Below are 26416 nucleotides of genomic sequence, written 5' to 3' on the forward strand. Positions count from 1 at the left end.
CGCGGACTGATCATGAAACCGTTGCTGCGGGTCGTGCTCGTCGTCAATGCCCTTATCTTCGTCGCGTTCGGCGTGTTGTTCCTGCTGACGCCGTGGCCGGGCTTGTACGGCGCATTGCAACTGGATTCGATCCGCGTGCAGCCCGCCTTTGCGGGGCAACTGCTCGGCATCGCGCTCGCCGGCCTTGCGTGGCTCGCGTTTCATGCGGCCGTCGACGGTGCGTTGACCGCCAGAGCCGCACGCGTTTCGGGCCACGTGGAGTGGCTGTCGGGCGTCGTGGTGCTGGTCTGGCTGCTCGGGCTGAAGACGCCGGCGGTCGATGGCTTCGGGCAGATGAGCGCGGCGGTGGTCGGCATCGTGCTGCTCGTGCTCGGTCTGGGCAGCGTGCGGCTGTCGTCGGCCGTGCGCCGGCGCGAGCGTGCGGCGCAGGCCGGCGCGGCATCGGCGCAGCGCGCGGAAAAGAAGGCGGCGCAAAAGCGTGAAGACGCTCGCGCGACGGCCGCGTCGCCGCTTGCACGCTCACAGCCTGTGGATACCGTCTCGCGCCCCGCGGCCCGCGCGCCCGCGGCAACGGCCATCGACCCGGTTTCGGGCCGCGCGATCGATTCGAACGGCCGCCCGCTCGATCCCGCCTCGCCGATCTCGCCGGCGGCCGTGCGCGCGCACCCGGACGGCGCGGTCGATCCCGTCACGGGCGGCACGCTCGACCCGGCGACGGGCCGCGCGATCGATCCGATCACGGGCAGGCGCATCGAGCCCGTCATCAGCGGCGAGATCGATCCGGCGACGGGCAGACGAGCCGATCCGCTCGCGCCCGATACGGGCCGCGCACCCCGATGAGCGCGCGAAGCGCATGCAGCAGGCTACGCGCGCGCAGCAGCGCAACATGCAGAAACAAGCACGGTCGGCCTTTGCGCCGGCCGTCGATTTATTCGCCCGCGGGCCGCGCGAAGCCGCGTCCCGGCAGCACCGACATCATTCGTTCACTTAGCCTTTGGCCGCAGCCATGCACGACAAAATCCTGATTCTCGATTTCGGCTCCCAAGTCACCCAGCTGATCGCCCGGCGCGTGCGCGAGACGCATGTCTATTCGGAGATCCATCCGTACGACGTCGACGAGACGTTCATCCGTGAATTCGCGCCGAAGGGCATCATCCTGTCGGGCGGGCCGAACTCGGTCCACGAGGCGAAGTCGCCGCGTGCCCCGCAGATCGTCTTCGATCTCGGCGTGCCGGTGCTCGGCATCTGTTACGGCATGCAGACGATGGCCGACCAGCTCGGCGGCAAGGTCGAGCTCGGCAACGTGCGCGAGTTCGGCTATGCGGAAGTGCAGGCGCTGAACCATACGGGCTTTCTCGAAGGCATCCAGGACTTCACGAGCGGGCAGGGCGACTCGATGCTCAAGGTGTGGATGAGCCACGGCGACAAGGTCGTCGACCTGCCTGCGGGTTTCAAGCTGATGGCATCGACGCCGTCGTGCCCGATCGCCGCGATGGCCGACGACGACCGCCGCTTCTACGGCCTGCAATGGCATCCGGAAGTGACGCATACGGTGCAGGGCCGTGCGATGCTCGAGCGCTTCGTGCTGGAGCTGTGCGGCGCGAAAGCGGACTGGGAGATGGGCCATTACATCGACGAAGCGGTGGAGAAGATCCGCGCGCAGGTCGGCGATGAGCACGTGATTCTGGGCCTGTCGGGCGGCGTGGATTCATCGGTGGCGGCGGCGCTCTTGCATCGCGCGATCGGCGATCAACTGACGTGCGTGTTCGTCGATCACGGGCTCCTGCGTCAGAACGAAGCGGAACAGGTGATGTCGACGTTCGCGGACCATCTGGGCGTGAAGGTCATTCATGTCGATGCGAGCGAGGCATTCTTGCAGAAGCTCGCCGGCGTGACCGATCCGGAAGCGAAGCGCAAGATCATCGGTGCGGAATTCGTCGAAGTGTTCCATCAGGAATCAGACAAGATCACCGACGCGAAATGGCTCGCTCAGGGCACCATCTATCCGGACGTGATCGAATCGGCGGGCAAGGGCAAGAAGGGCGCGCATACGATCAAGAGCCACCACAACGTCGGCGGCTTGCCGGAGACGTTGAACCTGCAACTGCTCGAGCCGCTGCGCGAACTGTTCAAGGACGAAGTGCGCGAACTGGGCGTGAAGCTCGGCTTGCCGCCTGCGATGGTGTATCGCCATCCGTTCCCGGGACCGGGCCTCGGCGTGCGGATTCTCGGCGAAGTGAAGCGCGAGTTTGCGGACCTGCTGCGTCGCGCAGACGCGATTTTCATCGAAACGCTGCGCGACACGATCGACAAGGACACGGGCAAGTCGTGGTACGACCTGACGAGCCAGGCGTTCGCGGTGTTCCTGCCGGTGAAAAGCGTCGGCGTGATGGGCGACGGACGCACATATGAGTACGTCGTTGCGCTGCGCGCCGTGCAGACGCTCGATTTCATGACCGCGCATTGGGCGCATCTGCCGCACGATTTGCTCGGGCATGTGTCGAATCGCATCATCAACGAAGTGCGCGGGATCAATCGCGTGGTGTACGACATCTCCGGGAAGCCGCCCGCGACAATCGAATGGGAGTGATTCGAATATCGGGCTGCGGGCGGGTTCACGTCTGCCCCAGCCGCGCTCTCGCGAGCGGTCAATCGATGAATTTGCTGATCGCTAGCGCCAGTCCGTCGGGATTGTCGTAGGCGATCATATGCTCCGCATTGGCCACCAATTCGACCGCGCAGCCCGCCTCTTCGAATTTTGCGATTTCATCGCTCGTCGCGTTTTCTGACAGGATGACTCCTTTCGTCGCTTTCAGATTCGCGAGGTCATCCAGCCAGTTTTCGGCGTTATCCTGTAGAGCCGATTGCGCCCATTGGTAAATCGCATAAGGAGAAGCAACGGAAAACGGCCCCAGCCACGCATCGTTCGTCCCTTGCGCCTTCAACTGCGCCAGAAACGCCGAAAAGCCTTCAGTAACGAATTGTTCTTCGCTTTGAGCGGTGATGTTCGATAGCATTGTGACCCCGTAGTCCGTCAATCCGGGCTCGCACAGAATGACAGCGCGGACCTGCGCGGTAAGGCGCTGCGCCAGTTTCAGCGCGATGAACGCCCCGGCGCTGTGGCCGAACAGATTCACGCGCGCGAATCCTTGTTGAGCGATGAATCTGGATAACACCGCGGCCTGATCGTCGGAAGCGAATTTGCCGTCCGCCGGCTTGTCGCTGAAGCCGGCTCCCATGAGGTCGATCAGCAGCGATCTGCCTTTGAAGTAAGCGTCGGAGGCGACGACCGGAGGATAATCGCTGCTTGAAGCGCATCCTAATCCATGGATAAAAAGAAGCGGCTCCTCGCCAGCATACAAATCAAGATAGCGAAGGATGTTGCCGCTCTCATCCACGGAGAAGGTGTTCATGGTTATCCTTGGGATGGTTTTGAGCCATGACTCCATTCGGTACGGACACCGAAGCGAGTCAGGGCATGTTGATCGAAAGCACTCCGCTCGCGCAAGCGCAGAAGGGTAAAAAATGAACACCCCGCAGTCCGATTCCGCCGCGCGAGCGTACCCGACCGACTCCCTCTTCTTCGCCCTCTATCCCGACGCATCCGCCGCAGCGCGCATCGCCGAACTGACAGCGCGGCTTCGCACCGGTCACAAGCTGAAAGGCAGAGCAATCCCCGTCGATCGCCTCCACATCACCTTGCATTACCTCGGCGCGTTCGCGGGCCTCCCGGCCGGTGTCATCGCGCAGACACGCAACGCGGTGGCGCAAACGCCGTTCCCACCGGTCGATATCGTCCTCGATCGCATCGAGAGCTTTCCCGGGCGCCGCGCCAAACGGCCGCTCGTTCTTTCCGGCGATGTCACCGACTCGCTCGACGCGCTCGCGCAAAGCCTCGGCGCCGCGCTCGATGACGCCGGCATTCCCGTCAAACGTCATCCCGAATTCAAGCCCCACGTGACCTTGCTGTACGACGAGCGCCGCATCCCGCGCGAGGCGGTCGCGCCCGTCGCGTGGACCGCGCGCGAGTTCGCGCTGGTGCGCAGTCTGCTCGGCAAATCGCAATACGAAGTCCTCGCGCGCTGGCCGCTCGTATCGTAATCAGGTTAAACCACCCGACAGAAAGGGTTTCGCGGATTTTTCTTACGCGTTAAGGTTCGTCTATCGATATCCAGGCCGCACGCACACATGACTCGATCCCGCCTGTTGCACATCACGCCCGAAACGCACGACGTTCAGATCGATCTCGTCTACGCGACCGATCGAAATTTCACCGGCAAGCCGATCTACAAGGCCCAGCATTGCCTGCTGCTGGAACCCGCCGAAGCCGCGCTACGAAAAGCGGTCGATATCGCGCGGAGCATCGGCATGACGCTGCGGATTTTCGATGCGTATCGTCCGCCGCAAGCGCAGAAAGTGCTGTGGGACTTTCTGCCCGATCCGAACTTCATCGCCGAACTCGGGCGTGGCTCGAACCACAGCCGCGGCACGGCGGTCGACCTTACGCTCGTCGATCAGCATGGCGACGAGCTCGACATGGGCACCGGATTCGACGCGATGGTCGTCGAATCCGAGCACTTTCACTCCGATTTGCCGGAGCACGTGCAGCGCAACCGCACGTTGTTGTTGGGCGTCATGCACGGCGCGGGCTTCACGCACATCAAAAGCGAGTGGTGGCATTACGAATTGCCAGGCTCGCGCGAACTTGCTTTGATCGACAACGAAGAAAGCGGCCCGCTGCGGCTCATGTGATTGCAATTCGGACAAAACGCGAACAGGACGACACCCATGAAAAAAGCTTTGGCAGCGGTCATGCTTGCATCGGCGTTCACAGTATTGACGGCCTGGACAGGCTTGCAAAACGCGCAAGCCGCCACGCCGAAGGACATGTTCGTCATGGCGACGCTGCTCGACGAGTTCACCTCGCTCGATCCCGGCGAAATCTACGAGCTGGTGCCGGAAGAATACGTCGCCAACACGTATGACCGTCTGGTGCGCGTCGACCTGAAGGACCCGTCCAAATTCAATGGCGATGTCGCCGAGTCCTGGACCGTGAGTCAGGACGGCCTGACGTTCACGTTCAAGATCCGGCCGGGGCTCAAGTTCCATTCGGGCAATCCGCTCACGGCCGACGACGTCGCCTGGTCGATCCAGCGCACCGCCTTGCTCGATAAAGGCGCGGCCGCCGTGCTCGCGGGCATCGGCCTGACGAAGGCCAACGCCGCGCAGAACGTGAAGAAGATCGACGACACGACCGTCTCCGTCACGACCGATCGCCGCTATGCGCCGACTTTCGTGCTGAACGTGCTGGGCTCGTGGCCGGCGTCGGTGGTGGATCGCAAGCTCGTGGAATCGCACGCGAAGGGGAACGACTACGGCAACGACTGGCTGAAGACGAACGAAGCCGGCTCGGGCGCGTACAAGCTCGTCAAGTGGACGGCGAACGACAGCATCGTGCTGCAGCGCTCCGATGGCTATCGCGTGCCGCTCGCGATGAAGCGCATCGTGCTGCGTCACGTGACCGAAGCGGCGAGCCAGCGCCTCATGATCCAGAACGGCGATATCGACGTCGCGCGCGATCTGTCGCCCGACGATCTGGACACGCTCTCGAAATCCGGCGTCATCAAGGCGACGGCGATTCCGCAGGCGACGCTCATGTATCTCGGCCTCAACAATAAGAACCCGAATCTCGCGAAGCCGGAAGTCTGGGAAGCGATGAAGTGGCTCATCGACTATCAGGGCATTCAGAAGAACGTGATCCGCACGACTTACAAGGTTCACGAAACGTTCCTGCCGGAAGGCTTCCTTGGCGCGCTCAACGAGAATCCGTATCACCAGGACGTGCCGAAGGCGAAGGCGCTGCTCGCGAAGGCGGGACTGGCCAACGGCTTCACGGTCAAGATGGATGTGCGCAACGACTATCCGTACAGCGAGATCGCGCAGGCGGTGCAGGCCAATCTCGCGCTCGCGGGCATCAAGGTGCAACTCATGCCTAGCGACAACAAGCAGACGCTGGGACGCTATCGCGCGCGGGCGCATGACATTTACATCGGCGAGTGGTCGGCGGATTACATCGATCCGCACAGCAACGCGCAGGGCTACGTGTGGAATCCGGACAACTCGGACGCATCGAGCTACAAGATGCTCGCGTGGCGCAACGCGTGGGACATTCCGCAACTGACGAAGGAAACCGACGCGGCGCTCGCCGAGAGCGACACCAAAAAACGCGCACAACTCTACGAGAAGATGCAGCGCGAAGTGCTCGCGAAGTCGCCGTTCGTGATCATGTTCCAGAAGGTGTCGCAGGTGGCGGCGCGTCCCGGCGTGACCGGTCTCGAAGTCGGGCCGATCAACGATCTCGTGTCGTATCGCAACATCAAGAAGCAGTGAGCACTCAGGCACGTTTGGACCGCGCGAGCGCCGCGAATGTACGCGTCCTGCTCGCGCTCGCCCGCTGGATCACGATGCTCGCCATCACGTTCACGGGCCTGCTCGCGATCACGTTCTTCATCGGGCGCAAGATTCCGATCGATCCGGTGCTCGCGATTCTCGGCGACCGCGCGTCGGCGAGCGCGTATGCGGCCGCGCGTCTGCAACTCGGCCTCGACAAGCCGCTCGTCGATCAATTCCTGATCTACGCGCGCGACGTGCTGCACGGCAATCTCGGCATTTCGCTTCTGAGCGCGAATCCGGTCATCGACGACATCAGGCGCGTCTTTCCCGCGACGCTCGAACTCGCGACGCTCTCGACGTTCATCGGCGTTGCGATCGGCGTGCCGCTCGGGGTCGCGGCGGCGGTGAAGCACAATCGCATCGTCGATCACGTCGCTCGCGTGATCGGGCTCGCGGGCAGTTCCGTGCCGGTATTCTGGCTCGCGCTGATGGGCCTGCTGCTGTTCTACGCGCGGCTGCACTGGGTGTCGGGGCCGGGGCGCATCGATCCGATGTACGACGGCATGGTCGACACGCGCACGGGCAGCTTGCTGATCGATTCGCTCATCGCCGGCGAATGGGACGTGTTCAGGAACGCGTTCTCGCATATCGCGCTGCCGGCGAGCGTGCTCGCGTTCTATTCGATCGCCTATCTGTCGCGCATGACGCGCTCGTTCATGCTCGAACAACTGAGCCAGGAATACGTGACGACCGCGCGAGCGAAGGGCTTGCCCGAGCGCCGCGTGATCTGGCGGCACGCGTTCGGCAATATCGCGGTGCCGCTTCTGACGGTGATCGCGCTCGCATACAGCTATCTGCTCGAAGGCTCGGTGCTCACCGAGATCGTGTTCGCGTGGCCGGGCATCGGCTCGTATCTGACGGGCGCGTTGCTGAACGCCGACATGAACGCCGTGCTCGGCAGCACGCTCGTGATCGGCGCGACGTTCATCGCGCTGAACCTTTTGACGGATGCGCTGTATCGCGTGTTCGATCCACGGGCGCGCTGACATGGAGGACTTTGCGCAGATGAAAGCGGCGCGGACTACCTTGCGCACGTGGCTCCTGACCGATACGCCCGCGTCGCCGCGCCAGGCCGCGCTCGGCCGCGCGTATCGGCGCTGGCGGCGGTTCTCGTCGAATCCGCTCAGCATGCTCGGGCTCGCGATTCTGCTGCTGCTCGTCGCGGTCGCCGCCATCGGGCCGATGCTCGTCACGCAGGACCCGTTGCAACAGGTGCTTGCCGAACGTCTGACGCCGCCGAATGCCGCGCATTGGTTCGGCACCGATCAACTTGGCCGCGACATTCTCTCGCGGCTCGTGCATGGCTCGCGCCTCACGCTGGCGATCGCGCTGCTGGTCGTCGTGCTCGTCGTGCCGGTCGGGCTTTTGATGGGCACGGTGGCGGGTTATTGCGGCGGCATCGTCGATACGGTGCTGATGCGTTTGACCGATGTCGCGCTCGCGTTCCCGAAGATCGTGCTCGCGCTCGCGTTCGCGGCGGCGCTCGGCCCCGGCGTGCTCAATGCGGTGATCGCGCTGTCCATCACCGCGTGGCCGCCGTATGCGCGTCTCGCGCGCGCGGAGTCGCTGCGGCTCGCGCAGTCCGACTACATTCACGCGGCGCGTCTGCAAGGAGCGTCGCCGCTGCGCATTCTGTTGCGTTATATCGTGCCGCTGTGCTCGTCGTCGGTGATCGTGCGCGCGACGCTCGACATGGCGGGCATCATTCTCGCCGTCGCGGGTCTGGGCTTTCTCGGACTGGGCGCGCAGCCGCCGAGCCCGGAATGGGGCTATATGGTCGCGGCGGGCCGCAACGTGCTGCTCGACGCGTGGTGGGTCGCAACGATTCCCGGCCTCGCGATCCTCGCGGTGAGCCTCGCGTTCAACCTGCTCGGCGACGGTCTGCGCGACGTTTTCGATCCGCGTCATGGAGGCTGATATGCCGACGCCGCTCGCGGAAATCGACGGACTGAATGTGGCTTTCGCCGGGCACGACGGCGTGCTCATGCCGGCCGTGCGCGGCGTGTCGCTGACGGTGCGGCCTGGCGAGCGGCTCGGGATCGTCGGGGAATCGGGCTCGGGCAAATCGTTGACGGGGCGCGCGCTGCTCGGACTCTTGCCGCCCGAAGCCAAATGGTCGGCGCAGGCGTTGCGCCTCGAAGGACAGGATCTGCTCGCGATGCGCCCGAAGGAGCGCCGCCGCCTGTGCGGCACGCGCATGAGCATGATCCTGCAAGACCCGAAGTACTCGCTCAACCCGGTGATGACGGTCGCGCAGCAGATGCGCGAGACCTTCGTGCGGCAGGGCGTGAGGGAGAGCCGGGGCGTGCTGCGCGAGCGCATCGTGGCGGCGCTGGAAGCGGTGCATATCCGCGATGCGCAGCGTGTCGCGGATGCCTATCCGCACGAGTTGTCGGGCGGCATGGGCCAGCGCGTGATGATCGCGATGATGGTTTCGGCCGGCCCGCGCCTCCTGATCGCCGACGAACCCACGAGCGCGCTCGACGTGCTCGTGTCGATGCAAGTGCTCGCCGTGCTCGACGAGATGATCGAGCGCCACGGCACCGGGCTCGTGTTCATCAGCCACGATCTGCCGCTCGTGATGTCGTTCTGCGACCGCGTCGCGGTGATGTACGGCGGGCGCATCGTCGAGACGTGCGCCGCGCGCGATCTCGCTCACGCGACGCATCCGTACACGCGCGGGCTGCTCGAGGCGAATCCGCCGCTCGATCACCCGCCCGACGAACTCCCGACCTTGCGCCGCGATCCCGCGTGGCTCAACGAGACCTGCGAACGATGATCGACCTCGAACACGCGAGCATCCGTTTCAAATCGAAGACGGGCCACGTCGATGCCGTGCGCGATGTTTCCTTGCGCGTGGGGGAGGGCGAGGTGTTCGGTCTCGTCGGCGAATCGGGCAGCGGCAAGTCGACGGTGCTGCGCGCGCTCGCCGGGCTCACGCCGCTCTACGGCGGCAGCATTCGTATCGGTGCGCAGCGCGGCAAGCACGACGTGCAGATGGTGTTTCAGGACCCGTACGGCGCGCTGCATCCGCGCTTCACCGTCGACAAGACGTTGCGCGAGCCGCTCGCGATCAACGGCATCGGCGATCAGGATGCACGCATTCTCGGGGCGCTCGCCGAAGTCGGACTGGGTCCGGCGTTCCGCTTTCGCTATCCGCATCAGTTGTCGGGCGGGCAGCGTCAGCGGGTGTCGATCGCGCGCGCGTTGATCGTCGAGCCGCGCGTGCTGTTGCTCGACGAGCCGACTTCCGCGCTCGACGTTTCCGTGCAGGCGGAAATCCTGAACCTGCTGCGGCGGCTGCATCGCGAGCGCGGGCTGACGATGATCCTCGTGAGCCACAATCTCGCGGTGATCGGCTTTCTCTGTCAGCGGGTCGCAGTGATGCGCAACGGGGAAATCGTCGAGCAACTGGGCGTGGACGCGGTGCGCTCGCGCAATGTCGCGCACGAATACACGCGACGGCTCTTGCTCGCGACCCAAGGCTATACGCGCGGCGGCGGAAAGCTTCCGTAGAGCGAGCAGGGCGCGTAGTCATCGTACAAGCACACTTGTTGTCGCACCGTCAACGAATGTTGCGCAAAGGACGCATAAGCGCGCCGATAAGCCCGGTATACGGCGATGCGCCGCGAGCGCGCGTGCATGCGGTGAAATCGTCTCGTTAGGCGCTGATAGAATAGACGTTGGATTGTCGAGACGTGCCGAACAACGCGCGAGCGTGAGTTTCCGGCTGCCTTCCGACTTCGAGCTAACCGACGGAAATCGTGACAGACCGCGTTCTTTATGAAAGCCGGTCGTAATCCCCGATGAAATTGCTAGATGCTTTGGTCGAACAGCGGATCCATGAAGCCGCTGCGCGTGGCGAGTTCAACGACCTGCCGGGCGCGGGCGCTCCGCTCCAGTTCGACGACGACTTCCTCGTGCCCGAGGAAGTGCGTGTCGCCAATCGAATTCTCAAGAATGCGGGCTTCGTCCCGCCCGCCGTCGAACAACTGCGCGCGCTGCGCGGTCTTCAGGAAGAGTTCGACCGCGTGACGGATCCCGGCGCCCGCTGCCAGTTGCAAGCCAGGATGCTCGCGCTCGACATGGCGCTTGAATCGTTGCGCGGCGGCGGTTGCGTGCCGCACGAGTACCGCCGCCGCATCGCCGAGCGGCTCTCCGAGCGCGCGCAATCCCGCGTGACGCTGGAAGCGAAGTGATCGGGATGTTGCCCGACGATTCGCCCGATACGCTTCCCATCGCCGATTCCGCAAGCGAGCGCGATCGCCGTTTCATGGCGCTCGCGCAACACGCCGCCGATGAAGCCCGCCGCGCGGGGGAAGTGCCCGTGGGCGCGGTCATCGTGCTCGGCGAGGACATCATCGCGACGGGCTTCAATCATCCGATCCGCGGGCACGATCCGTCCGCGCACGCCGAAATGGCCGCGTTGCGCGCCGCCGCCCAGAAACTCGAGAATTACCGTTTGCCCGGCTGCGAGCTGTATGTGACGCTCGAGCCGTGTGTGATGTGCGCGGGCGCGATCATGCACGCGCGCATTTCGCGCGTCGTCTATGGCGCGGTGGACCCGAAAACGGGCGCGTGCGGCAGTGTCGTCGACCTGTTCGCGAACGGGCAGCTCAATCATCACACGACCGTGACAGGCGGCGTTCTCGCCGACGAATGCGGGCACGCGCTCAAGAATTTCTTCGCCGAACGCCGCCGCCTCGCGCGCGAAGAGCGCGACGCGCGCCGTGCGCGCGATTTCGTGCGGAGCAGCGACACCGATTCCACCGATCCGACAACGAATCCAACGACAACATCGTGAAATCACGCACCATCGACCTCGTCGCGCCTTCTGGCTATCCGCACGATCCGGCGGCTGTGGAGCGCGGCATCGGACGCTTGCGCCGGGAAGGGCATCGCCTGGAAAACGTCGACGCGACCCGGCGGCGCTTTCAGCGCTTTGGCGGCACCGACGCCGAGCGCGCGGCCGACCTCAACCGCCTCGCCGATACGTCGCGGCCGTTGCCTGACATCGTACTTGCGGTGCGCGGCGGCTATGGCGCGTCGCGTATCCTGCACGGACTGGACTATCTCGGCTTGCGCAGGCTCGCGGATCAGCCGGTGGCGATCGTCGGCCACAGCGATTTCACGGCGATTCAGTGCGCACTTTATGCGCATGCGGGCGTGAAAAGCTTCGGCGGACCGATGCTCGCGGGCGATTTCGGCGCGGAAGAGGTGAGTGCCTTCACGATGCGGCACTTCTGGAACGCGATTTCGCATTCGGACTTCACGGTGACGAACGTTACGCCGCAGCGTCAGACCGTCGACGTCACCGGCATGCTGTGGGGCGGCAACCTCGCGATTCTGGCGTCGCTCGTCGGCACGCCGTATCTGCCGCCTATCGAGGGTGGCATTCTCTACATCGAGGATGTGAACGAGCATCCGTTTCGAATCGAACGGATGATTTATCAGCTGCATCAGTCGGGCGTGCTCGCGCGCCAGCAGGCGATCGTGATGGGCGAATTTTCCGGCGGGCGCCTTTCGGAGTACGACAACGGCTATTCGCTCGACGCGATGATCGAGCAAGTCCGCTCCGTGACCGGCATCCCGGTCGTGACGGGATTGCAGTTCGGGCACGTCGAAAACCTGCTGACGCTGCCTTTCGGCGCAACGGCGCACCTCGTATCGACCGAACGAGGGTTCACATTGAAGCTCTTCGACTATCCCCATCTGGTGTGATTCACAAAGCACAGGCACTCTGTCGAGTGCCTTATTTTGACTCCGAGGACGCAACTAACCGTCTTTAATCGGAGCATCCTTTACCTTGCCAAGTCACTGAGCCGGCGGTCAGGATTGTCGACAAAAAAGTGCGGGCAATGCTGACAAGAATGCATGATATTGGCGCAGAGCCTTGTGGGAGTAGGAGCGCAACCAGTTCCTCGCCGCGGAGACAGCCGAATACCGCAGATTTCCAAAATGAATTGTTGACAATCTTTATGTCGATTCTAAGATGCTTAACATGCAAGCGAGCACATCATGTCCGACACCAAGCGTAGTGATGCATCAAATGCTTCAGATTCCGCTCCGAACGGCGCAAATGCCGAGTCGATCGCCGAGAACATCCGCGCCGCGATCCTCGAACATCGCCTGGCGCCAGGCGCGAAGCTGACCGAAGCGCAGTTGTGCGAGGTGTTCGCCGTGAAGCGCGGCACCGTCCGCCAGGCGCTCGCGCAACTGTCGAACGAACGGCTCGTCGATCTGGAGCCGAACCGCGGTGCGTTCGTCGCGAGCCCGTCGCTGCAGGAAGTGCATGAAGTGTTCGAGATGCGCCGCATCATCGAGTTGGCGGTGGTGGAGCGGATCGCGCAAGGCCACGGCATGCGCCGGCTGAAGTCGATCAGCTCGACCATCGGAAAAGAACGCCGCGCCTTCGAGAGCCAGGATTTTTCGTCATGGATCCGGCTTTCCGGCGAGTTCCACACCGAGCTCGCGTCGCTCACGGGCAACACGGTGCTGTGCGAATGCCTGTCGGGGCTCGTCGCCCGTTCGACGCTGATTTCGGCGCTGTACGAATCGCTCGGCAAAAGCTCGTGCTCGTTCGAGGATCACGAACAGATTCTCGCCGCGCTCGATGCCGGCGATGCCGCGCAAGCCACCGATCTGATGGCGCAGCACTTGCGCGATGTCGAGTTGAAGATGCTGGAGCGGCCGGCGCGTGGCGCGGTCGATCTGAAGGAAGTATTCGCAAGACCGCCTGAGCGCGAAAGAGCGCTCGACGCATAGCAGCAGAGATAAGGCAGAGCGAACACTCTGCCATCGGATAAATCAAGCAGGACTAAATAAGTGGAGACCGTGCCCCGCGCGCCGCGCCGGGCGCGTGGAGAGTCGCACGCCCAAAAAAACTCGCGGCGTGCGCTGCATCGAACAGGACGCTCGGTCGAGCGTGCAATGAAATCCGTCGCAGGGCGGGCGTACCGGGCACAAGCCTCGTGCGCTCTCAGCCTGACGCCCGAAGACGAAAACGCAAATCCGAAGAATGCCGCACTGATTCGATACATCGGCGAAGGCATCGATGGACTCGCTCGTCACTCGAGCAATTGCATTTTTTTCATTACGCAAGCCTATGAAGGAGACGTCATGGCCCAGTTCAGTGCATCCGGCAGTTCAGCCCTGCCTCAATATCAAGAGCAGACAGAGGATCACGATTCCAGTCTGCCCGCCGGTTACAGCGACCGCCTCTACAACGAGGATCTCGCCCCGCTGAAGAATCAAACCTGGGGCGCCTACAACATCTTCGCATTCTGGATGTCGGACGTTCACAGCGTCGGCGGCTATGTGTTCGCGGGCAGCCTGTTCGCGCTCGGCTTGACGAGCTGGCAAGTGCTCGTATCACTGTTGATCGGCATCGGGCTCGTGAACGTGTTGTGCAACATGATCGCCAAGCCGAGTCAGGTTGCGGGCGTGCCGTATCCCGTCGCGTGCCGCGCCACGTTCGGCGTGCTCGGCGCGAACATTCCCGCGGTGATTCGCGGGCTCATCGCAGTGGCGTGGTACGGCATTCAGACGTATCTGGCGTCGAGCGCGCTCGTCATCGTCGTGCTGAAGTTCGTGCCGTCGCTGATGCCCTATGCCGACGTGCACAAATACGGTTTCGTCGGACTTTCGGCGATCGGCTGGGCGGGCTTCATGCTGCTCTGGGTGCTGCAGGCCGTCGTGTTCTGGCGCGGCATGGAGATGATCAAGAAGTTCATCGACTTCGCCGGTCCCGCCGTGTATGTCGTGATGTTCATTCTCGCCGGCTATATGGTGTGGCGCGCGGGCATCAAGAATATCGGCCTGAATCTCGGCGGCGTGAAGTATCACGGCATGGAAGTGATTCCCGTGATGATCACCGCGGTCTCGCTCGTCGTGTCGTATTTCTCCGGTCCGATGCTCAACTTCGGCGACTTCTCGCGCTACGGCAAGAGCTTCCGCAGCGTCAAGCGCGGCAACTTCTGGGGTCTGCCGGTCAACTTCCTGGCGTTCTCGCTCGTGACCGTCATCACGACTGCCGCGACGCTGCCGGTGTTCGGTCAACTGATCACCGATCCGGTGGAAACGGTCGGCCGCATCGATCATCCGTCCGCCGTGATTCTTGGTGCGCTGACCTTCACGATCGCGACCATCGGCATCAATATCGTTGCGAACTTCGTATCGCCGGCCTTCGACTTCTCGAACGTCGCCCCGAAGCTCATTAGCTGGCGCATGGGCGGGATGATGGCGGCGGTCGCGTCGATCTTCATCACGCCGTGGAATCTGTTCAACAACCCGGCCGTGATCCACTACACGCTCGATATTCTCGGCAGCTTCATCGGACCGTTGTACGGCGTGCTGATCCTCGACTTCTATCTCGTGAAGCGCGGCAAGCTTTCGGTCGACGATCTCTACACGACGTCGGAAGAAGGCAAATACTGGTACACGAAGGGCGTGAACCGCCGCGCGGTGATGGCGCTCGTGCCGGCCGCCGTGCTCGCGACACTGTGCGTGATGGTGCCGTCGCTGGAAGGCGCTGCGAACTTCTCGTGGTTCATCGGTGCGGGGCTGGGCGCGGTGTTCTATTACTTCCTGGCTGGTCGCAAGCGCGCCGTTTGAAGTCGATGGTCGAATTCTGGAGAAAGCAATGCGCATCAAACTGATCAATCCCAACACGACGCAGCGCATGACCGACGCGATGGGCCGCTGCGCGCGGGAAGTCGCCGCGCCCGGCACGGAGATCGTCGCGGTCAGCCCGACGATGGGCCCGCCGTCCATCGAAGGCTATTACGACGAGGCGATCGCGTCGCTCGGTCTGCTGGCGGAAGTGGAGGCCGGCGAAAAGCAGGGTTTCGACGGCTATGTGATCGCCTGCTTCGGCGATCCGGCCCTCTACGCCGCCCGCGAACTGGCGCGGGGGCCGGTGATCGGCATCGCGGAAGCGGCGATGCACGCGGCGAGCGTCGTCGCGCCGGGATTTTCCGTCGTGACGACTTTGCAGCGCACCTGCGGCATGGCGTGGCATCTGGCCGAGCGCTATGGCATGACGCGCTTTTGCAAGAACGTCCGTGCGACGGATGTCGCCGTGCTGGAACTGGACGAACCGGGCTCGTCGGCGCGCCGGACGATCGTCGCCGAATGCCGGCGCGCGCTCGACGAGGACGGCTCGGACGCGATCGTGCTCGGCTGCGCGGGCATGGCGGAGTTCTGCCGCGAGGTCGAGGACGCGATCGGCGCGCCGGTGGTGGAGGGCGTGACGGCAGCGGTGAAATGGGCGGAGGCGCTCATCGCGCTCAAACTTCATACAGCGAAACGCGGCGACTTTGCGCGGCCGCTGGCGAAACGGTACGACGGCGTGCTGTCGGATTTCAGTCCGCGCTGATGGTGTTTTCGGCGGAGTACATACACCTGACGTGACCCGCATTATCTGCCCTGCTGTATGGGCGCGTCAGGGCCTTTTCGCTACACTGAATCGTCGACAATCCGTCCTTTCCAAGCCATGTCACTCGATCCGAACTATCCACGCGACCTGATCGGCTACGGCCGCCACCCCGTGCAGGCGAACTGGCCGGGACGCGCGCGCGTCGCCGTGCAATTCGTGCTCAATTACGAAGAAGGCGGCGAGAACTGCGTACTGCACGGCGATCCGGGCTCGGAGCAGTTTTTGTCGGAGATCGTCGGCGCGGCGTCGTACCCGTCGCGTCACATGAGCATGGAATCGATCTACGAATACGGCTCGCGCGCGGGCGTGTGGCGCATCCTGCGCGAATTCGAGAAGCGCGGCCTGCCGCTGACCGTGTTCGGCGTCGGCATGGCGATCGAGCGGCATCCGGACGCTGGGAAGGCGTTCATCGAGCTGGGGCACGAGATCGCGTGTCACGGCTATCGCTGGATTCACTACCAGGACATGTCGCCGGAGCGCGAAGCCGAGCACATGCGCCTCGGCATGGAAGCGATCGAGCGCGTGACGGGCGTGCGTCCGCTCGGCTGGTACACCGGCCGCGACAGCCCGAATACACATCGGCTAGTCGCGGAATATGGCGGCATTCTTTACGACTCGGACAACTACGGCGACGATCTGCCGTTCTGGACCGAAGTCGAAGTGACAGGCGGCGAGAAAAAGCCGCATCTGATCGTGCCGTACACGCTCGACACGAACGACATGCGATTCGCGACGCCGCAAGGGTTCAACACCGGCGAGCACTTCTTCACTTACTTGCGCGATGCCTTCGACGTGCTCTACGAAGAAGGCGACGAAGCGCCGAAGATGCTGTCCATCGGCATGCACTGCCGCCTGCTCGGACGGCCCGGACGATTCCGCGGGCTGCAGAAGTTCCTGGATCACATCGAGAAGCACGATCGCGTGTGGGTGACGCGGCGTGTCGACATCGCGCGTCACTGGCGCGAGCAACATCCTTTCGAAAAAGCTAACAACGGGACGGCGGCATGAAGGCGATGCAATACACACTCGACCAAATCAACTCCATGCCCGCCGACACGTTCGTGACGGTGCTCGCTGGCATTTTCGAGCATTCGCCGTGGGTGCCGGAGCTTGCCGCGCAGCAACGCCCGTTCGACAGCATCGACGCACTGCATGAATCGATGTCGCAGATCGTCGAAAACGCCGGCGATGAGAAGCAGCTCGCGCTCATCAATGCTCACCCGGAACTCGCGGGCAAGGCGGCGGTGCGCGGCGAACTGACGGCTGAATCGACGCGCGAGCAGAGCGGCGCGGGCCTCGATCTCTGCACGCAGGAAGAGTTCGACAGACTGCAGTCGCTGAACCGCGCGTATCGCGACAAGTTCGGCTTTCCGTTCATTCTCGCCGTGCGCGGTTACGACCGCCACGGCATCATCGCGAATTTCGAAAAGCGCGTGAATCACGATCGCGCCGAAGAGCTTCGCACGAGTCTCGATCAGATTTACCGGATCGCGCGCTTCAGGTTGAACGACCTGATTCGCGCTTGATCCGCTTTCAACGTAAAGATAAGGACGAAGACAATGGCAATTCCGACACTCGATCCCAACGCGCCCGAATTCACGCGCCGCTATGTGAACCTCGCAGACCCGCGTCTGGGCGCGCAGGCACTCGAGGCGAGCGACGATTTCTTCGCGCCGAAAGAACGCATGCTGAATCCCGAGCCGGCGGTGTTCATTCCCGGCAAGTTCGACGATCACGGCAAGTGGATGGACGGCTGGGAAACCCGCCGCAAGCGCACGACGGGCTACGACTGGTGCGTCGTCAAGCTGGCGCGGCCAGGCGTGATCAAGGGCATCGACGTCGACACGAGCCACTTCACCGGCAACTTCCCGCCGGCGGCGTCGATCGAAGGCGCGCATGTCGTCGAGGGCGCACCGAATCAGTCGACGCAATGGACGGAGATCGTCCCGTCGACGACGCTGCAGGGCAATAGTCATCACTATCTCGAAGTGGGCGCCGCACAGCCGTTCACGCATCTGCGCGTGAATGTCTATCCGGATGGCGGCATCGCGCGTCTGCGAGTGTATGGCCAGCCGCAGCTCGACTGGAGCAACGCGGACAAGAGCACGCTCGTCGATCTCGGCGCGATGGAAAACGGCGCGTACCTCGTCGGCACGAACAACCAGCACTTCGGTCTCGCATCGACGCTGCTCATGCCGGGCCGCGGCGTGAACATGGGCGACGGCTGGGAAACGCGCCGCCGCCGCGAGCCGGGCAACGACTGGTGCATCGTCGCGCTGGCGCAGCCGGGCATCATCAAGAAGGTCGAAGTGGATACCGCGCACTTCAAGGGTAACTATCCGGACCGCTGCTCGCTGCAGGCGGCGTATGTCAAGGGCGGCACCGACAGCTCGCTCGTCACGCAGGCGATGTTCTGGCCCGTGCTGCTCGGCGAACAGAAGCTGCAGATGGACAAGCAGCATTTCTTCGAGTCGGAACTCGCGGCGCTCGGGCCCGTGACGCACGTGCGCTTCAACATTTATCCCGACGGCGGCGTGTCGCGTCTTCGTCTCTTCGGCACGCTTGCATGATGAAAAAGCTCGCTATCGAACCGTTGACCCGCGCTGCGTTCGAGCCTTATGGCGATGTCATCGAACTCGATGGCGCGAAGCAGATTCCGATCAACCTCGGCACGACGATCCGCTTTCACGATCTGTGCGACGTCGACGTGGAAGAGCAGGGCGGTTACACGCTCGTGAATCTCTTTCGCGGTCAGCCGCGCACGCTGCCGTTCGAATGCCGGATGATGGAACGGCATCCGCTCGGCAGCCAGGCGTTCGTTCCGCTCGACGACCGGCCGTATCTCGTGGTCGTCGCGCCTGCGGGTGATCTCGATGAATCGAAAATCCGCGCGTTCGTCACGAGCGGCTGGCAGGGCGTGAACTACGCGAGAGGCGTCTGGCATCATCCGCTGCTCGCACTTGGCAAGGTGAGTGATTTCATCGTCGTCGATCGTGGCGGCGGCGAAGGGCACAACCTCAACGAGCAGGATTTGAAGGAATCGCTCTGGCTGACCGAGGACGCGATGCGCTGATTCGTGCGCGGCTCGACGTGGTTTCTTTGAAGGACCGGTGATGTTACCGGTCCTTTTTTCTTTGTCGCTCAACGTCAAAAATCCGGACCCGCTAAGATAGACGGTTCATTCCGATGCGCACACGAAGAGGCATGCACGCATGATCGATCTACGCAGCGATACCGTCACCCGTCCCGGCAAGCCGATGCTCGCCGCGATGTCGGCGGCTCTTGTCGGCGACGACGTCTGGGGCGACGATCCCACCGTTCTCGAACTCCAGGCCACGCTCGCCGAGCGCACGGGCAAGGAAGCCGGCCTGTTCTTCCCGAGCGGCACGCAAAGCAATCTCGCGGCGCTGATGGCGCATTGCGCGCGCGGCGATGAGTACATCGTCGGGCAATCGGCGCACACGTACAAATACGAAGGCGGCGGCGCGGCCGTGCTCGGCAGCATCCAGCCGCAGCCGATCGAAAACGCGCCCGATGGATCGCTGCCGCTCGACAAGATCGCGGCCGCGATCAAGCCGATCGACAACCACTTCGCGCGCACGAAGTTGCTCGCGCTGGAAAACACCATCGGCGGAAAAGTGCTGCCGGCCGAGTATGTCGCGAAGGCGACGCAGCTCGCGCGCGATCGCGGTCTGTCGACGCATCTCGACGGCGCGCGCGTGTTCAATGCGGCGGTGGCATCGGACAAGCCGGTCCGCGAACTCTGCGCGCCCTTCGATACGGTGTCGATCTGCTTTTCAAAAGGGCTGGGCGCGCCGGTGGGTTCGGTGCTGGTCGGCCCAAAGGCGTTGATCGACGCCGCGAGCCGCTGGCGCAAGGTGCTGGGCGGCGGCATGCGACAGTCGGGCCTGCTCGCCGCGGCGTGTCTGTATGCGCTGGATCATCACGTCGATGGCCTCGCGCAGGATCATGCGAACGCCGCGCATCTCGCCGCGGGTCTTGCGCAAATCGAGCAGATCAGGATCGACTCGCACGCGACGAACATGGTCTTCGCGCACGTTCCCGACGCGCATTGCGCGCCGCTCGAAGCCTATCTGAAAGAGCGGGGCATTCTCACGCAGATGCTTTACGCATCGCGCTTCGTCACGCATCGCGATGTGTCGCGCGAAGATATCGATACGGTTGTTCGCGCAGTGAAGGACTACTTCGCGCGCTGAAACGAAAAAGCCCCGCTTCAACCGAAGCGGGGCTTTCTTCCCGGCTCTTCCTTATTCCACCGCGCCACCCGCGAACCACGCGGCCACTTTCTGGCGCTCCGCATCCGTCATCTGCGTCACATTGCCGAGCGGCATCGCCTTCAGCGTCACGGCCTGCTGATGCACGCGTTGCGCGTTCAGCTTGATTTCGGCGGGCGTATCGAGCAGTACGCCAGCGGGCGCGCTGCCCATCATCGTTGGATGCGCGGAGTGGCAGGTCGCGCAGCGCTGCTGGATGATGGGCTGAATGTCGGCGACCTTGATCGTCGGCGCACCGGCGGCTTGAGCGACCGGCACCGTGGGCGCGGGCATCGTCCATGCGAACGCGCCGAGCACCAGCACGAGGCCCGCAACCGGCATGTACCACAGGACCTGGCCGCGATGGCGCATGACGAAGAACTGGCGGATGAGCGCGCCCGCCAGCATGATTAGGATGAGCAGCACCCAGTTGTACTTGTGCGTGTAGGTCATCGCGTAGTGATTCGACAGCATCGCGAACACGACCGGCAGCGTGAAGTACGTGTTGTGCACCGAGCGCTGCTTGCCGCGCTTGCCGTAGATCGCGTTCGGCGTCTCGCCCTTGAGCATCGCCGCGACCATCTTGCGCTGCCCCGGAATGATGACGAAGAACACGTTCGCCGACATGATCGTCGCGAGCATAGCGCCGGTGATCAGATAGGCGGCGCGGCCGGCGAACACGTGGCACGCGATCCACGCGGCGACCAGCACGTAGATGCCCACGCAAATGCCGAGCAGCTTGTCGTTGGTGCCGAGCAGGCGGCAGAGCGAGTCGTAGACGATCCAGCCGGCCATCAGAAAGCCGAGCGCGGCGGAGACGGCGACGACCGGGCCCATGTCGAGCACGCTCTTGTCGATCAGATAAGTGCTCGGCGACATCAGATACAGCACGAAGAAGAGGCCGAAGCCCGACATCCACGTGGTGTATGACGGCCAGAACGACCAATGCAGATGCTCCGGCATGTCCGAGGGCGCGACGGAATACTTCTGCATGTGATAAAAGCCGCCGCCGTGGACGTGCCAGAAGTCGCCGAACACGCCGCGTCGGCGCGCGTTCGGGTCCGTGGGCGGTTTCAAACTGTTGTCGAGCGCGACGAAATAGAACGATTCGCCGATCCACGCGATCGCGACGATGACGTGCAGACAGCGCAATACGAGATTGAGCCAGTCGGTGACAAAGCCTTCCATGTACTCCTCCACTACCGATTCGTTATGTGCTTGTGCGGTTCAAGCTGTGTTTTGACTTTCGCTCAGCTTCCGCTTCAGCTTGCGCTTCAGCTTCCGCGATAGGTGCTGTACGCCCAGGGCGACACGAGCAGCGGCACGTGATAGTGCGCGCCCGAATCCGCGATGCCGAAACGCAGCGCCACGCGATCGACGAAGCGCGGCTCGGGCACTTTCACGCCGAGCGCCGCGAAGTAATCGCCTGCATGGAACACGAGCTCGTATTCGCCGGTTTCGAATTCGGCGCCTTCGAGCAGCGGCGCGTCGGCGCGGCCGTCGTCGTTCGTGTGGATGGTCTTGATCGCGCGGCGGGCGTCGCCGTTGAGCGCGAACAACTCGACTTTGAGATGCGCGCCCGGGCGGCCGTGCGCGGTGTCGAGGACGTGGGTAGTGAGCTTGCCCATTCGCAGTTTCCTTGAGTTGTGCGAGATCCGGCGTTGCGCATCGATCCGAAATTCGGCACCGGGTCCATTCTGGTGCGTCTGCGGCGGATCGAGGCTCCACGTCAGTGGCTACATACCCGTCGGCGTTTCAGATGCGCGCCGTGTACTGCATTGTAGAAATTTGAGACGCGGTGTGCGTCCGCGATAGGAAAGATAATGCCTGGCGCATGACAGCGGCGCGTAAGGCTTTGGACATAGCCTTCCGGACGGCTCACCGGTCGATGCTAGCCGCGCCAAAAATCGCGAATATATTGCGGGCGTGAAGACGACTATGACGGCGGACTGATTGCGTCCCGTTTTTTGGCTGCGGACAGTGGCGATGCGCGCGATATCGATGGATATTGGCGGCGTCCCGAAGACGGCGGCCGACGCTGGGTAACCGGGGCTTTTTCTGGTTTCCCGACGTTTTCTGGAGAGCAAAGCCGATGCAACGCAGTCTTTTGGTCAAGAACGCCCACATGCTCGTCACGATGGACGAGCGACGCCGCGAAATCGCCGATGGCGGCCTGTATATCGAAGGCAACCGCATCGTCGCGGCGGGTCCGACGAGCGAGCTCCCGTCCAGCGCCGACGACGTGCTCGACATGCGCGGCCATCTCGTGATTCCGGGCCTCGTCAATACGCACCATCACATGTATCAGAGCCTGACGCGCGCGATTCCCGCCGCGCAGAACGCCGAGCTGTTCGGCTGGCTCACGAATCTCTACAAAATCTGGGCGCATCTGACGCCGGAGATGATCGCCGTCTCGACCCAGACCGCGATGGCCGAACTGCTGCTGTCCGGTTGCACGACGTCGAGCGACCATCTGTATATCTATCCGAACGGCAGCCGGCTCGACGACAGCATCGCGGCGGCGCGTGAGATCGGCATGCGCTTTCACGCGGCGCGCGGCAGCATGAGTGTCGGGCAGAAGGACGGCGGCTTGCCGCCCGATTCGGTCGTCGAAAAGGAGGATGCGATCCTAAGGGACTCGCAGCGCCTGATCGAGACGTATCACGATGAAGGCCGCTACGCGATGCTGCGCGTGGTCGTGGCGCCGTGCTCGCCGTTTTCGGTGAGCCGCGAACTGATGCGCGACGCGGCGCTGCTCGCGCGCGAATATGGCGTGTCGCTGCACACGCATCTGGCCGAGAACGTGAACGATGTCGCGTACAGCCGCGAGAAATTCGGCATGACGCCCGCCGAATACGCCGAAGATCTCGGCTGGGTCGGCCGTGACGTGTGGCATGCGCACTGCGTGCAGCTCGACGAGGCGGGCATCGATCTGTTCGCGCGCACGGGCACGGGCGTCGCGCATTGTCCGTGCTCGAACATGCGGCTCGCATCCGGCATTGCGCCGATCCGTGCGATGCGCGACGCGGGCGTGCCGGTGGGCATTGGCGTGGATGGGTCGGCATCGAACGATGGCGCGCAGATGGTCGCGGAAGTGCGACAGGCGTTGTTGCTGCAGCGAGTCGGGTTCGGGCCGGACGCGATGACCGCGCGCGAGGCGCTCGAAATCGCGACGCTCGGTGGGGCGAAAGTGCTCAACCGCGATGACATCGGTGCGCTGGCGCCTGGCATGGCGGCGGATTTCGTTTCGTTCGACCTGTCGCAGCCGGCGTTCGCGGGCGCGCTGCACGATCCGGTGGCGGCGCTTGTGTTCTGCGCGCCGTCGCAGGTGTCGACCAGTGTGGTCGACGGGAAGGTTGTGGTGAAGGAGGGGCGGCTGACTACGGTCGATCTTGGCGTTGTCCTGGAGCGGCACAATCGCTTGGCGCGGGAGTTGGTTGAGGCTTCTTGAAGGTTTGATTGGTCACGCCCCTCAGGGCTGATCGATCAAAGACCGCGTGGCCTCGGCCACAAGCCCCCGCAACCATCGAACTTCATCCGAGTAATGACACCGCTCATGCCACAACTGGTAATACTGCATAGGCGGGAAATCGAGCGGCGCGGGCACGACCGCGAGCGGCAGAAACCGCGCGTAGTGATCGGCAAAGAGCCGCGTCGTCGTAAAAACGAGATCCGACTTGATCAATACGTAAGGCGCGAGGTTGAAGTAAGGCAACGTAACGACGACATGACGCTTCAAACGCTCGCGAGCGAGATGCACGTCGATAGCACCACGCTGCCCGACGGAATAAGGCGTCGGCGCCAGATGCGGCGCGTTGAGATATTGATCGAGCGTGAGCCCGCCGCGCTTCGCGAACGGATGCGTGTTGCTGACGAGACACACGATCTTGTCGACGAACAGGTTCGAAAGATGCAGTTGCTCGGGCGGCTCCGGCCAGTTACCGACGACGATATCGAGCTTGCCGTCTTCCAGCGCGAGCTCGTAATCGAACGCCGGCCCGAGCGAATGAAACTCGAGCGTCGCGTCGGGCGCGGCCTGCCGGAATCGTTCGACGACCGTCGGCACGAACAGCACGTTCAGATAATCTGGGCAGCCGATGCGATAGCACCGGACCGATGTGGAAGGATCGAAGTTGTGCTGCTGGACCTTGATGCGCTCGATCTCGCGCAGCGCGTTCTGCGTGGGCTCGAGGAGACGCAAGCCATACTCGGTCGGCACCATGCCGGACTTGCCGCGCACGAGGAGAGGATCGCCCGTGATATCGCGCAGACGCCGCAAGGCTGCGCTGATGGCGGGTTGCGACTGATTGAGCTTGACGGCCGCGCGCGTCACGCTGCGTTCCATCAGTAGGGTGTGCAAGACGCGCAATAAGTACGTATCGATCGCCTCGCGTTGCTGACTCATGTTATCTCCACTATATGTTCTGGCTGATCGACGCAGGGATGCGACATATAGTTTTTAATATGACACCAGAATTTCGTCAAGGTGTGGGTTACCCGCAAATAGCGGCTGGGCGGCACGTGGCGCACTATTTTGAGTTATCGACTTAGCGTTCCGAATTCTGTAAATTCTGCCCGCGGTCCAATTCGCGCGACATCGCAATGTCACGCACCGGTTCCGCGGTAACTTTTCCAGCCCGGCCTGCTCGGTGGCCGGGCGCATTTCTGGATTTCAATGGGCGACGCCATCATCTCGTCGACGACGCCACCGCGCCTGGCGTTGTCCGGTATCAGCAAGCAGTATCCGTCGGTCAAGGCGAACGACGGCGTGAACCTCATCGTGATGCCGGGCGAGATCCACGCCGTGCTCGGCGAAAACGGCGCGGGCAAGTCCACGCTGATGAAGATCATTTACGGCGCCGTGCGACCCGACGAGGGCGAGATCCGCTGGCAGGGCGAAGCCGTCGAGATCGGCAGCCCGGCGGCGGCGCGCAAGCTCGGCATCGGCATGGTCTTTCAGCACTTTTCGCTGTTCGAGACGTTGACGTTGGCCGAGAACATCGCGCTCGCGCTCGACGATAAATTCGACATGAAGGCGCTGGGCAAGCGCATCCGCGAAGTGTCGAAGGATTACGGGCTCGATGTCGATCCGCAGCGCCACGTGCACAGCCTCACCGTCGGCGAGCGGCAGCGCGTGGAAATCGTGCGATGCCTCCTGCAGAATCCGCGGCTGCTCATCATGGACGAGCCGACTTCCGTGCTCACGCCGCAGGCGGTCCAGAAGCTTTTCAAGGTGCTGCGCCGGCTCGCGTCGGAAGGCTGCAGCATTCTCTACATCAGCCACAAGCTCGACGAAATCCAGTCGCTCTGCGAGAACGCCACCGTGATGCGCGGCGGGCGCGTGACCGGCAACGTCGATCCGCGCCGCGAAACGCACGCGTCGCTCGCGCAGTTGATGGTCGGCCATTCGCTGCCCGATTACACGCGCCGTGAGCACCGGCCGGGCGAGGTGCGCCTCGCCGTGAAGAACCTGTCGGTCGCGAGCCCCGATCCGTTCGGCACGTCGCTCGACAACGTCTCGTTTGCCGTGCACGCGGGCGAAATTTTCGGCATCGCGGGCGTGTCGGGGAACGGTCAGGCGGAACTGCTCGCGGCGCTGTCGGGCGAAATCCGCGACAAGCACGTCGCGGCCGATGCCGTCTCGATCTGCGGCAAGCCCGCCGCGCGTCTCACCGCGGGCGGCCGCCGGCGCCGGGGCTTTGCATTCGTGCCCGAGGAACGGCTGGGACGCGGCGCGGTGCCCGCGATGTCGCTCGCCGATAACGGCCTGCTCACCGCGCATCGCGAAAATCTGGTGCGCGGCGGCTGGATCAAATCGAACGCGGTAAAGGCGTTCGCGGACCGCTGCATCCAATCGTTCGACGTGCGCTGCGGCGGCAGCCATGCGCTCGCGCAAAGCCTGTCGGGCGGCAACTTGCAGAAGTTCATCGTCGGGCGCGAGATTCTGCAGGAGCCGAAGGTGCTCGTCGTCGCGCAGCCGACCTGGGGCGTCGATGTCGGCGCGGCGGGCTTCATCCGTCAGCAGTTGCTCGACCTCTCGGCGCGCGGCGTCGCGATCCTCGTCATTTCCGAAGAGCTCGAAGAACTGTTCGACATCTGCGACCGGCTCGCCGTGATCGCGCGCGGCAAGCTCTCGCCGGTGCGCAAGACGAGCGAAACCAACGCGGAGGAAGTCGGCCTCTTCATGGCCGGTCTCTTCGATGGCAAGGCCGCGCCCGCAGCCGGGCATGACTCACTTCTCGAGCATTAAGCC

At 63.5% G+C, this 26416-nt stretch carries 26 protein-coding genes; 22 read left to right on the plus strand and 4 right to left on the minus strand.

Annotation, left to right across the window (positions count from 1 at the left end; all coding sequences use genetic code 11):
* The first annotated feature begins 12 nt into the window (after nt 1-12).
* Together AWB75_RS13855 and guaA are read left to right on the plus strand one after the other, a co-directional pair.
* Nucleotides 13-840 carry a hypothetical protein gene (locus AWB75_RS13855; protein ID WP_061124642.1) on the plus strand — a complete coding sequence of 276 codons (828 nt, stop codon included), beginning with the start codon at nt 13-15 and terminating at the stop codon, nt 838-840.
* 166 nt (nt 841-1006) lie between these two features.
* Entirely contained in the window at nt 1007-2590 is a 1584-nt protein-coding gene (guaA, locus tag AWB75_RS13860; RefSeq protein ID WP_061124643.1) for a glutamine-hydrolyzing GMP synthase, read from the plus strand.
* A gap of 58 nt (nt 2591-2648) precedes the next feature.
* On the opposite strand, the gene AWB75_RS13865 is transcribed toward guaA, so the two are convergent.
* Nucleotides 2649-3413, minus strand: coding sequence for an alpha/beta fold hydrolase (locus AWB75_RS13865; RefSeq protein ID WP_061124644.1), 765 nt, complete (start codon nt 3411-3413; stop codon nt 2649-2651).
* Between the two features lie 112 nt (nt 3414-3525).
* Here AWB75_RS13865 and thpR point away from each other — a divergent pair, with 112 nt between their 5' ends.
* From thpR to ltaE, 18 genes are all read left to right on the plus strand, one after another.
* Entirely contained in the window at nt 3526-4101 is a 576-nt protein-coding gene (gene thpR / locus AWB75_RS13870; protein ID WP_061124645.1) for an RNA 2',3'-cyclic phosphodiesterase, read from the plus strand.
* An 87-nt stretch (nt 4102-4188) separates the two neighbouring features.
* Nucleotides 4189-4752 carry a D-alanyl-D-alanine dipeptidase gene (gene ddpX / locus AWB75_RS13875; protein ID WP_061124646.1) on the plus strand — a complete coding sequence of 188 codons (564 nt, stop codon included), beginning with the start codon at nt 4189-4191 and terminating at the stop codon, nt 4750-4752.
* Nucleotides 4753-4812: 60 nt separating this feature from the next.
* Nucleotides 4813-6390 carry an ABC transporter substrate-binding protein gene (locus tag AWB75_RS13880; RefSeq protein ID WP_235012093.1) on the plus strand — a complete coding sequence of 526 codons (1578 nt, stop codon included), beginning with the start codon at nt 4813-4815 and terminating at the stop codon, nt 6388-6390.
* A 74-nt stretch (nt 6391-6464) separates the two neighbouring features.
* A complete protein-coding gene (locus AWB75_RS13885; protein WP_235012094.1) occupies nt 6465-7439 on the plus strand; it encodes an ABC transporter permease in 975 nt (324 codons plus the stop codon).
* Between the two features lie 19 nt (nt 7440-7458).
* Nucleotides 7459-8370: a nickel transporter permease gene (nikC, locus tag AWB75_RS13890; RefSeq protein WP_061124730.1), complete on the plus strand. Its 912-nt coding sequence runs from the start codon at nt 7459-7461 to the stop codon at nt 8368-8370.
* A 1-nt stretch (nt 8371) separates the two neighbouring features.
* The gene (locus tag AWB75_RS13895) at nt 8372-9232 is read left to right on the plus strand and encodes an ABC transporter ATP-binding protein (protein ID WP_061124649.1); all 861 of its coding nucleotides are present in this window, start codon (nt 8372-8374) and stop codon (nt 9230-9232) included.
* Complete coding sequence (locus AWB75_RS13900) at nt 9229-9969, plus strand: ABC transporter ATP-binding protein (protein ID WP_061124650.1); 741 nt, start codon at nt 9229-9231, stop codon at nt 9967-9969. Before AWB75_RS13895 ends, AWB75_RS13900 begins: the two co-directional genes overlap by 4 nt.
* A 290-nt stretch (nt 9970-10259) precedes the next feature.
* A complete protein-coding gene (locus tag AWB75_RS13905; RefSeq protein WP_061124651.1) occupies nt 10260-10652 on the plus strand; it encodes a DnaJ family domain-containing protein in 393 nt (130 codons plus the stop codon).
* Between the two features lie 5 nt (nt 10653-10657).
* Nucleotides 10658-11257, plus strand: coding sequence for a tRNA adenosine(34) deaminase TadA (tadA, locus tag AWB75_RS13910; protein WP_087086614.1), 600 nt, complete (start codon nt 10658-10660; stop codon nt 11255-11257).
* Complete coding sequence (gene ldcA / locus AWB75_RS13915) at nt 11251-12174, plus strand: muramoyltetrapeptide carboxypeptidase (RefSeq protein ID WP_200822977.1); 924 nt, start codon at nt 11251-11253, stop codon at nt 12172-12174. The genes tadA and ldcA overlap by 7 nt, the downstream gene beginning before the upstream one ends.
* Nucleotides 12175-12471: 297 nt before the next feature.
* A complete protein-coding gene (locus AWB75_RS13920; protein WP_061124653.1) occupies nt 12472-13218 on the plus strand; it encodes a GntR family transcriptional regulator in 747 nt (248 codons plus the stop codon).
* 354 nt (nt 13219-13572) lie between these two features.
* Nucleotides 13573-15066 (plus strand): NCS1 family nucleobase:cation symporter-1, encoded by a 1494-nt coding sequence (locus AWB75_RS13925; RefSeq protein WP_061124731.1) that lies wholly within the window; start codon nt 13573-13575, stop codon nt 15064-15066.
* Nucleotides 15067-15094: 28 nt separating this feature from the next.
* Nucleotides 15095-15829, plus strand: coding sequence for an aspartate/glutamate racemase family protein (locus tag AWB75_RS13930; protein ID WP_061124654.1), 735 nt, complete (start codon nt 15095-15097; stop codon nt 15827-15829).
* A 117-nt stretch (nt 15830-15946) separates the two neighbouring features.
* Nucleotides 15947-16897 carry an allantoinase PuuE gene (puuE, locus tag AWB75_RS13935; protein WP_061124655.1) on the plus strand — a complete coding sequence of 317 codons (951 nt, stop codon included), beginning with the start codon at nt 15947-15949 and terminating at the stop codon, nt 16895-16897.
* On the plus strand, nt 16894-17415 hold the full coding sequence (uraD, locus tag AWB75_RS13940; RefSeq protein ID WP_061124656.1) for a 2-oxo-4-hydroxy-4-carboxy-5-ureidoimidazoline decarboxylase: 522 nt from the start codon (nt 16894-16896) through the stop codon (nt 17413-17415). Before puuE ends, uraD begins: the two co-directional genes overlap by 4 nt.
* A gap of 33 nt (nt 17416-17448) precedes the next feature.
* Entirely contained in the window at nt 17449-18459 is a 1011-nt protein-coding gene (gene alc, locus AWB75_RS13945) for an allantoicase (RefSeq protein WP_061124657.1), read from the plus strand.
* Nucleotides 18459-18962 carry an ureidoglycolate lyase gene (locus AWB75_RS13950; RefSeq protein WP_061124732.1) on the plus strand — a complete coding sequence of 168 codons (504 nt, stop codon included), beginning with the start codon at nt 18459-18461 and terminating at the stop codon, nt 18960-18962. The genes alc and AWB75_RS13950 overlap by 1 nt, the downstream gene beginning before the upstream one ends.
* A 139-nt stretch (nt 18963-19101) precedes the next feature.
* Nucleotides 19102-20106 (plus strand): low-specificity L-threonine aldolase, encoded by a 1005-nt coding sequence (gene ltaE, locus AWB75_RS13955; RefSeq protein WP_061124658.1) that lies wholly within the window; start codon nt 19102-19104, stop codon nt 20104-20106.
* Nucleotides 20107-20157: 51 nt separating this feature from the next.
* On the opposite strand, the gene AWB75_RS13960 is transcribed toward ltaE, so the two are convergent.
* Nucleotides 20158-21351: a urate hydroxylase PuuD gene (locus AWB75_RS13960; RefSeq protein WP_061124659.1), complete on the minus strand. Its 1194-nt coding sequence runs from the start codon at nt 21349-21351 to the stop codon at nt 20158-20160.
* An 86-nt stretch (nt 21352-21437) separates the two neighbouring features.
* Nucleotides 21438-21791, minus strand: coding sequence for a hydroxyisourate hydrolase (gene uraH / locus AWB75_RS13965; RefSeq protein ID WP_061124660.1), 354 nt, complete (start codon nt 21789-21791; stop codon nt 21438-21440).
* A 464-nt stretch (nt 21792-22255) separates the two neighbouring features.
* Here uraH and AWB75_RS13970 point away from each other — a divergent pair, with 464 nt between their 5' ends.
* The gene (locus AWB75_RS13970) at nt 22256-23614 is read left to right on the plus strand and encodes an 8-oxoguanine deaminase (protein WP_061124661.1); all 1359 of its coding nucleotides are present in this window, start codon (nt 22256-22258) and stop codon (nt 23612-23614) included.
* A 21-nt stretch (nt 23615-23635) separates the two neighbouring features.
* On the opposite strand, the gene AWB75_RS13975 is transcribed toward AWB75_RS13970, so the two are convergent.
* Nucleotides 23636-24568, minus strand: coding sequence for a LysR substrate-binding domain-containing protein (locus AWB75_RS13975; protein ID WP_061124662.1), 933 nt, complete (start codon nt 24566-24568; stop codon nt 23636-23638).
* Nucleotides 24569-24838: 270 nt separating this feature from the next.
* Between AWB75_RS13975 and AWB75_RS13980 the strand changes: the two genes are divergently transcribed.
* The gene (locus AWB75_RS13980) at nt 24839-26413 is read left to right on the plus strand and encodes an ABC transporter ATP-binding protein (protein WP_061124663.1); all 1575 of its coding nucleotides are present in this window, start codon (nt 24839-24841) and stop codon (nt 26411-26413) included.
* Nucleotides 26414-26416: the final 3 nt, after the last annotated feature.

The sequence above is a fragment of the Caballeronia catudaia genome, assembly GCF_001544755.2.
GTDB classification, from domain to species: Bacteria; Pseudomonadota; Gammaproteobacteria; order Burkholderiales; family Burkholderiaceae; genus Caballeronia; species Caballeronia catudaia.

Bases quoted from the DNA above. Each gene is read 5' to 3' on its own strand.
- AWB75_RS13855 (WP_061124642.1), top strand. From the start codon at position 13: ATGAAACCGTTGCTGCGGGTCGTGCTCGTCGTCAATGCCCTTATCTTC.
- guaA (WP_061124643.1), top strand. From the start codon at position 1,007: ATGCACGACAAAATCCTGATTCTCGATTTCGGCTCCCAAGTCACCCAG.
- AWB75_RS13865 (WP_061124644.1), bottom strand. From the start codon at position 3,413: ATGAACACCTTCTCCGTGGATGAGAGCGGCAACATCCTTCGCTATCTT.
- thpR (WP_061124645.1), top strand. From the start codon at position 3,526: ATGAACACCCCGCAGTCCGATTCCGCCGCGCGAGCGTACCCGACCGAC.
- ddpX (WP_061124646.1), top strand. From the start codon at position 4,189: ATGACTCGATCCCGCCTGTTGCACATCACGCCCGAAACGCACGACGTT.
- AWB75_RS13880 (WP_235012093.1), top strand. From the start codon at position 4,813: ATGCTTGCATCGGCGTTCACAGTATTGACGGCCTGGACAGGCTTGCAA.
- AWB75_RS13885 (WP_235012094.1), top strand. From the start codon at position 6,465: ATGCTCGCCATCACGTTCACGGGCCTGCTCGCGATCACGTTCTTCATC.
- nikC (WP_061124730.1), top strand. From the start codon at position 7,459: ATGAAAGCGGCGCGGACTACCTTGCGCACGTGGCTCCTGACCGATACG.
- AWB75_RS13895 (WP_061124649.1), top strand. From the start codon at position 8,372: ATGCCGACGCCGCTCGCGGAAATCGACGGACTGAATGTGGCTTTCGCC.
- AWB75_RS13900 (WP_061124650.1), top strand. From the start codon at position 9,229: ATGATCGACCTCGAACACGCGAGCATCCGTTTCAAATCGAAGACGGGC.
- AWB75_RS13905 (WP_061124651.1), top strand. From the start codon at position 10,260: ATGAAATTGCTAGATGCTTTGGTCGAACAGCGGATCCATGAAGCCGCT.
- tadA (WP_087086614.1), top strand. From the start codon at position 10,658: ATGTTGCCCGACGATTCGCCCGATACGCTTCCCATCGCCGATTCCGCA.
- AWB75_RS13920 (WP_061124653.1), top strand. From the start codon at position 12,472: ATGTCCGACACCAAGCGTAGTGATGCATCAAATGCTTCAGATTCCGCT.
- AWB75_RS13925 (WP_061124731.1), top strand. From the start codon at position 13,573: ATGGCCCAGTTCAGTGCATCCGGCAGTTCAGCCCTGCCTCAATATCAA.
- AWB75_RS13930 (WP_061124654.1), top strand. From the start codon at position 15,095: ATGCGCATCAAACTGATCAATCCCAACACGACGCAGCGCATGACCGAC.
- puuE (WP_061124655.1), top strand. From the start codon at position 15,947: ATGTCACTCGATCCGAACTATCCACGCGACCTGATCGGCTACGGCCGC.
- uraD (WP_061124656.1), top strand. From the start codon at position 16,894: ATGAAGGCGATGCAATACACACTCGACCAAATCAACTCCATGCCCGCC.
- alc (WP_061124657.1), top strand. From the start codon at position 17,449: ATGGCAATTCCGACACTCGATCCCAACGCGCCCGAATTCACGCGCCGC.
- AWB75_RS13950 (WP_061124732.1), top strand. From the start codon at position 18,459: ATGAAAAAGCTCGCTATCGAACCGTTGACCCGCGCTGCGTTCGAGCCT.
- ltaE (WP_061124658.1), top strand. From the start codon at position 19,102: ATGATCGATCTACGCAGCGATACCGTCACCCGTCCCGGCAAGCCGATG.
- AWB75_RS13960 (WP_061124659.1), bottom strand. From the start codon at position 21,351: ATGGAAGGCTTTGTCACCGACTGGCTCAATCTCGTATTGCGCTGTCTG.
- uraH (WP_061124660.1), bottom strand. From the start codon at position 21,791: ATGGGCAAGCTCACTACCCACGTCCTCGACACCGCGCACGGCCGCCCG.
- AWB75_RS13970 (WP_061124661.1), top strand. From the start codon at position 22,256: ATGCAACGCAGTCTTTTGGTCAAGAACGCCCACATGCTCGTCACGATG.
- AWB75_RS13975 (WP_061124662.1), bottom strand. From the start codon at position 24,568: ATGAGTCAGCAACGCGAGGCGATCGATACGTACTTATTGCGCGTCTTG.
- AWB75_RS13980 (WP_061124663.1), top strand. From the start codon at position 24,839: ATGGGCGACGCCATCATCTCGTCGACGACGCCACCGCGCCTGGCGTTG.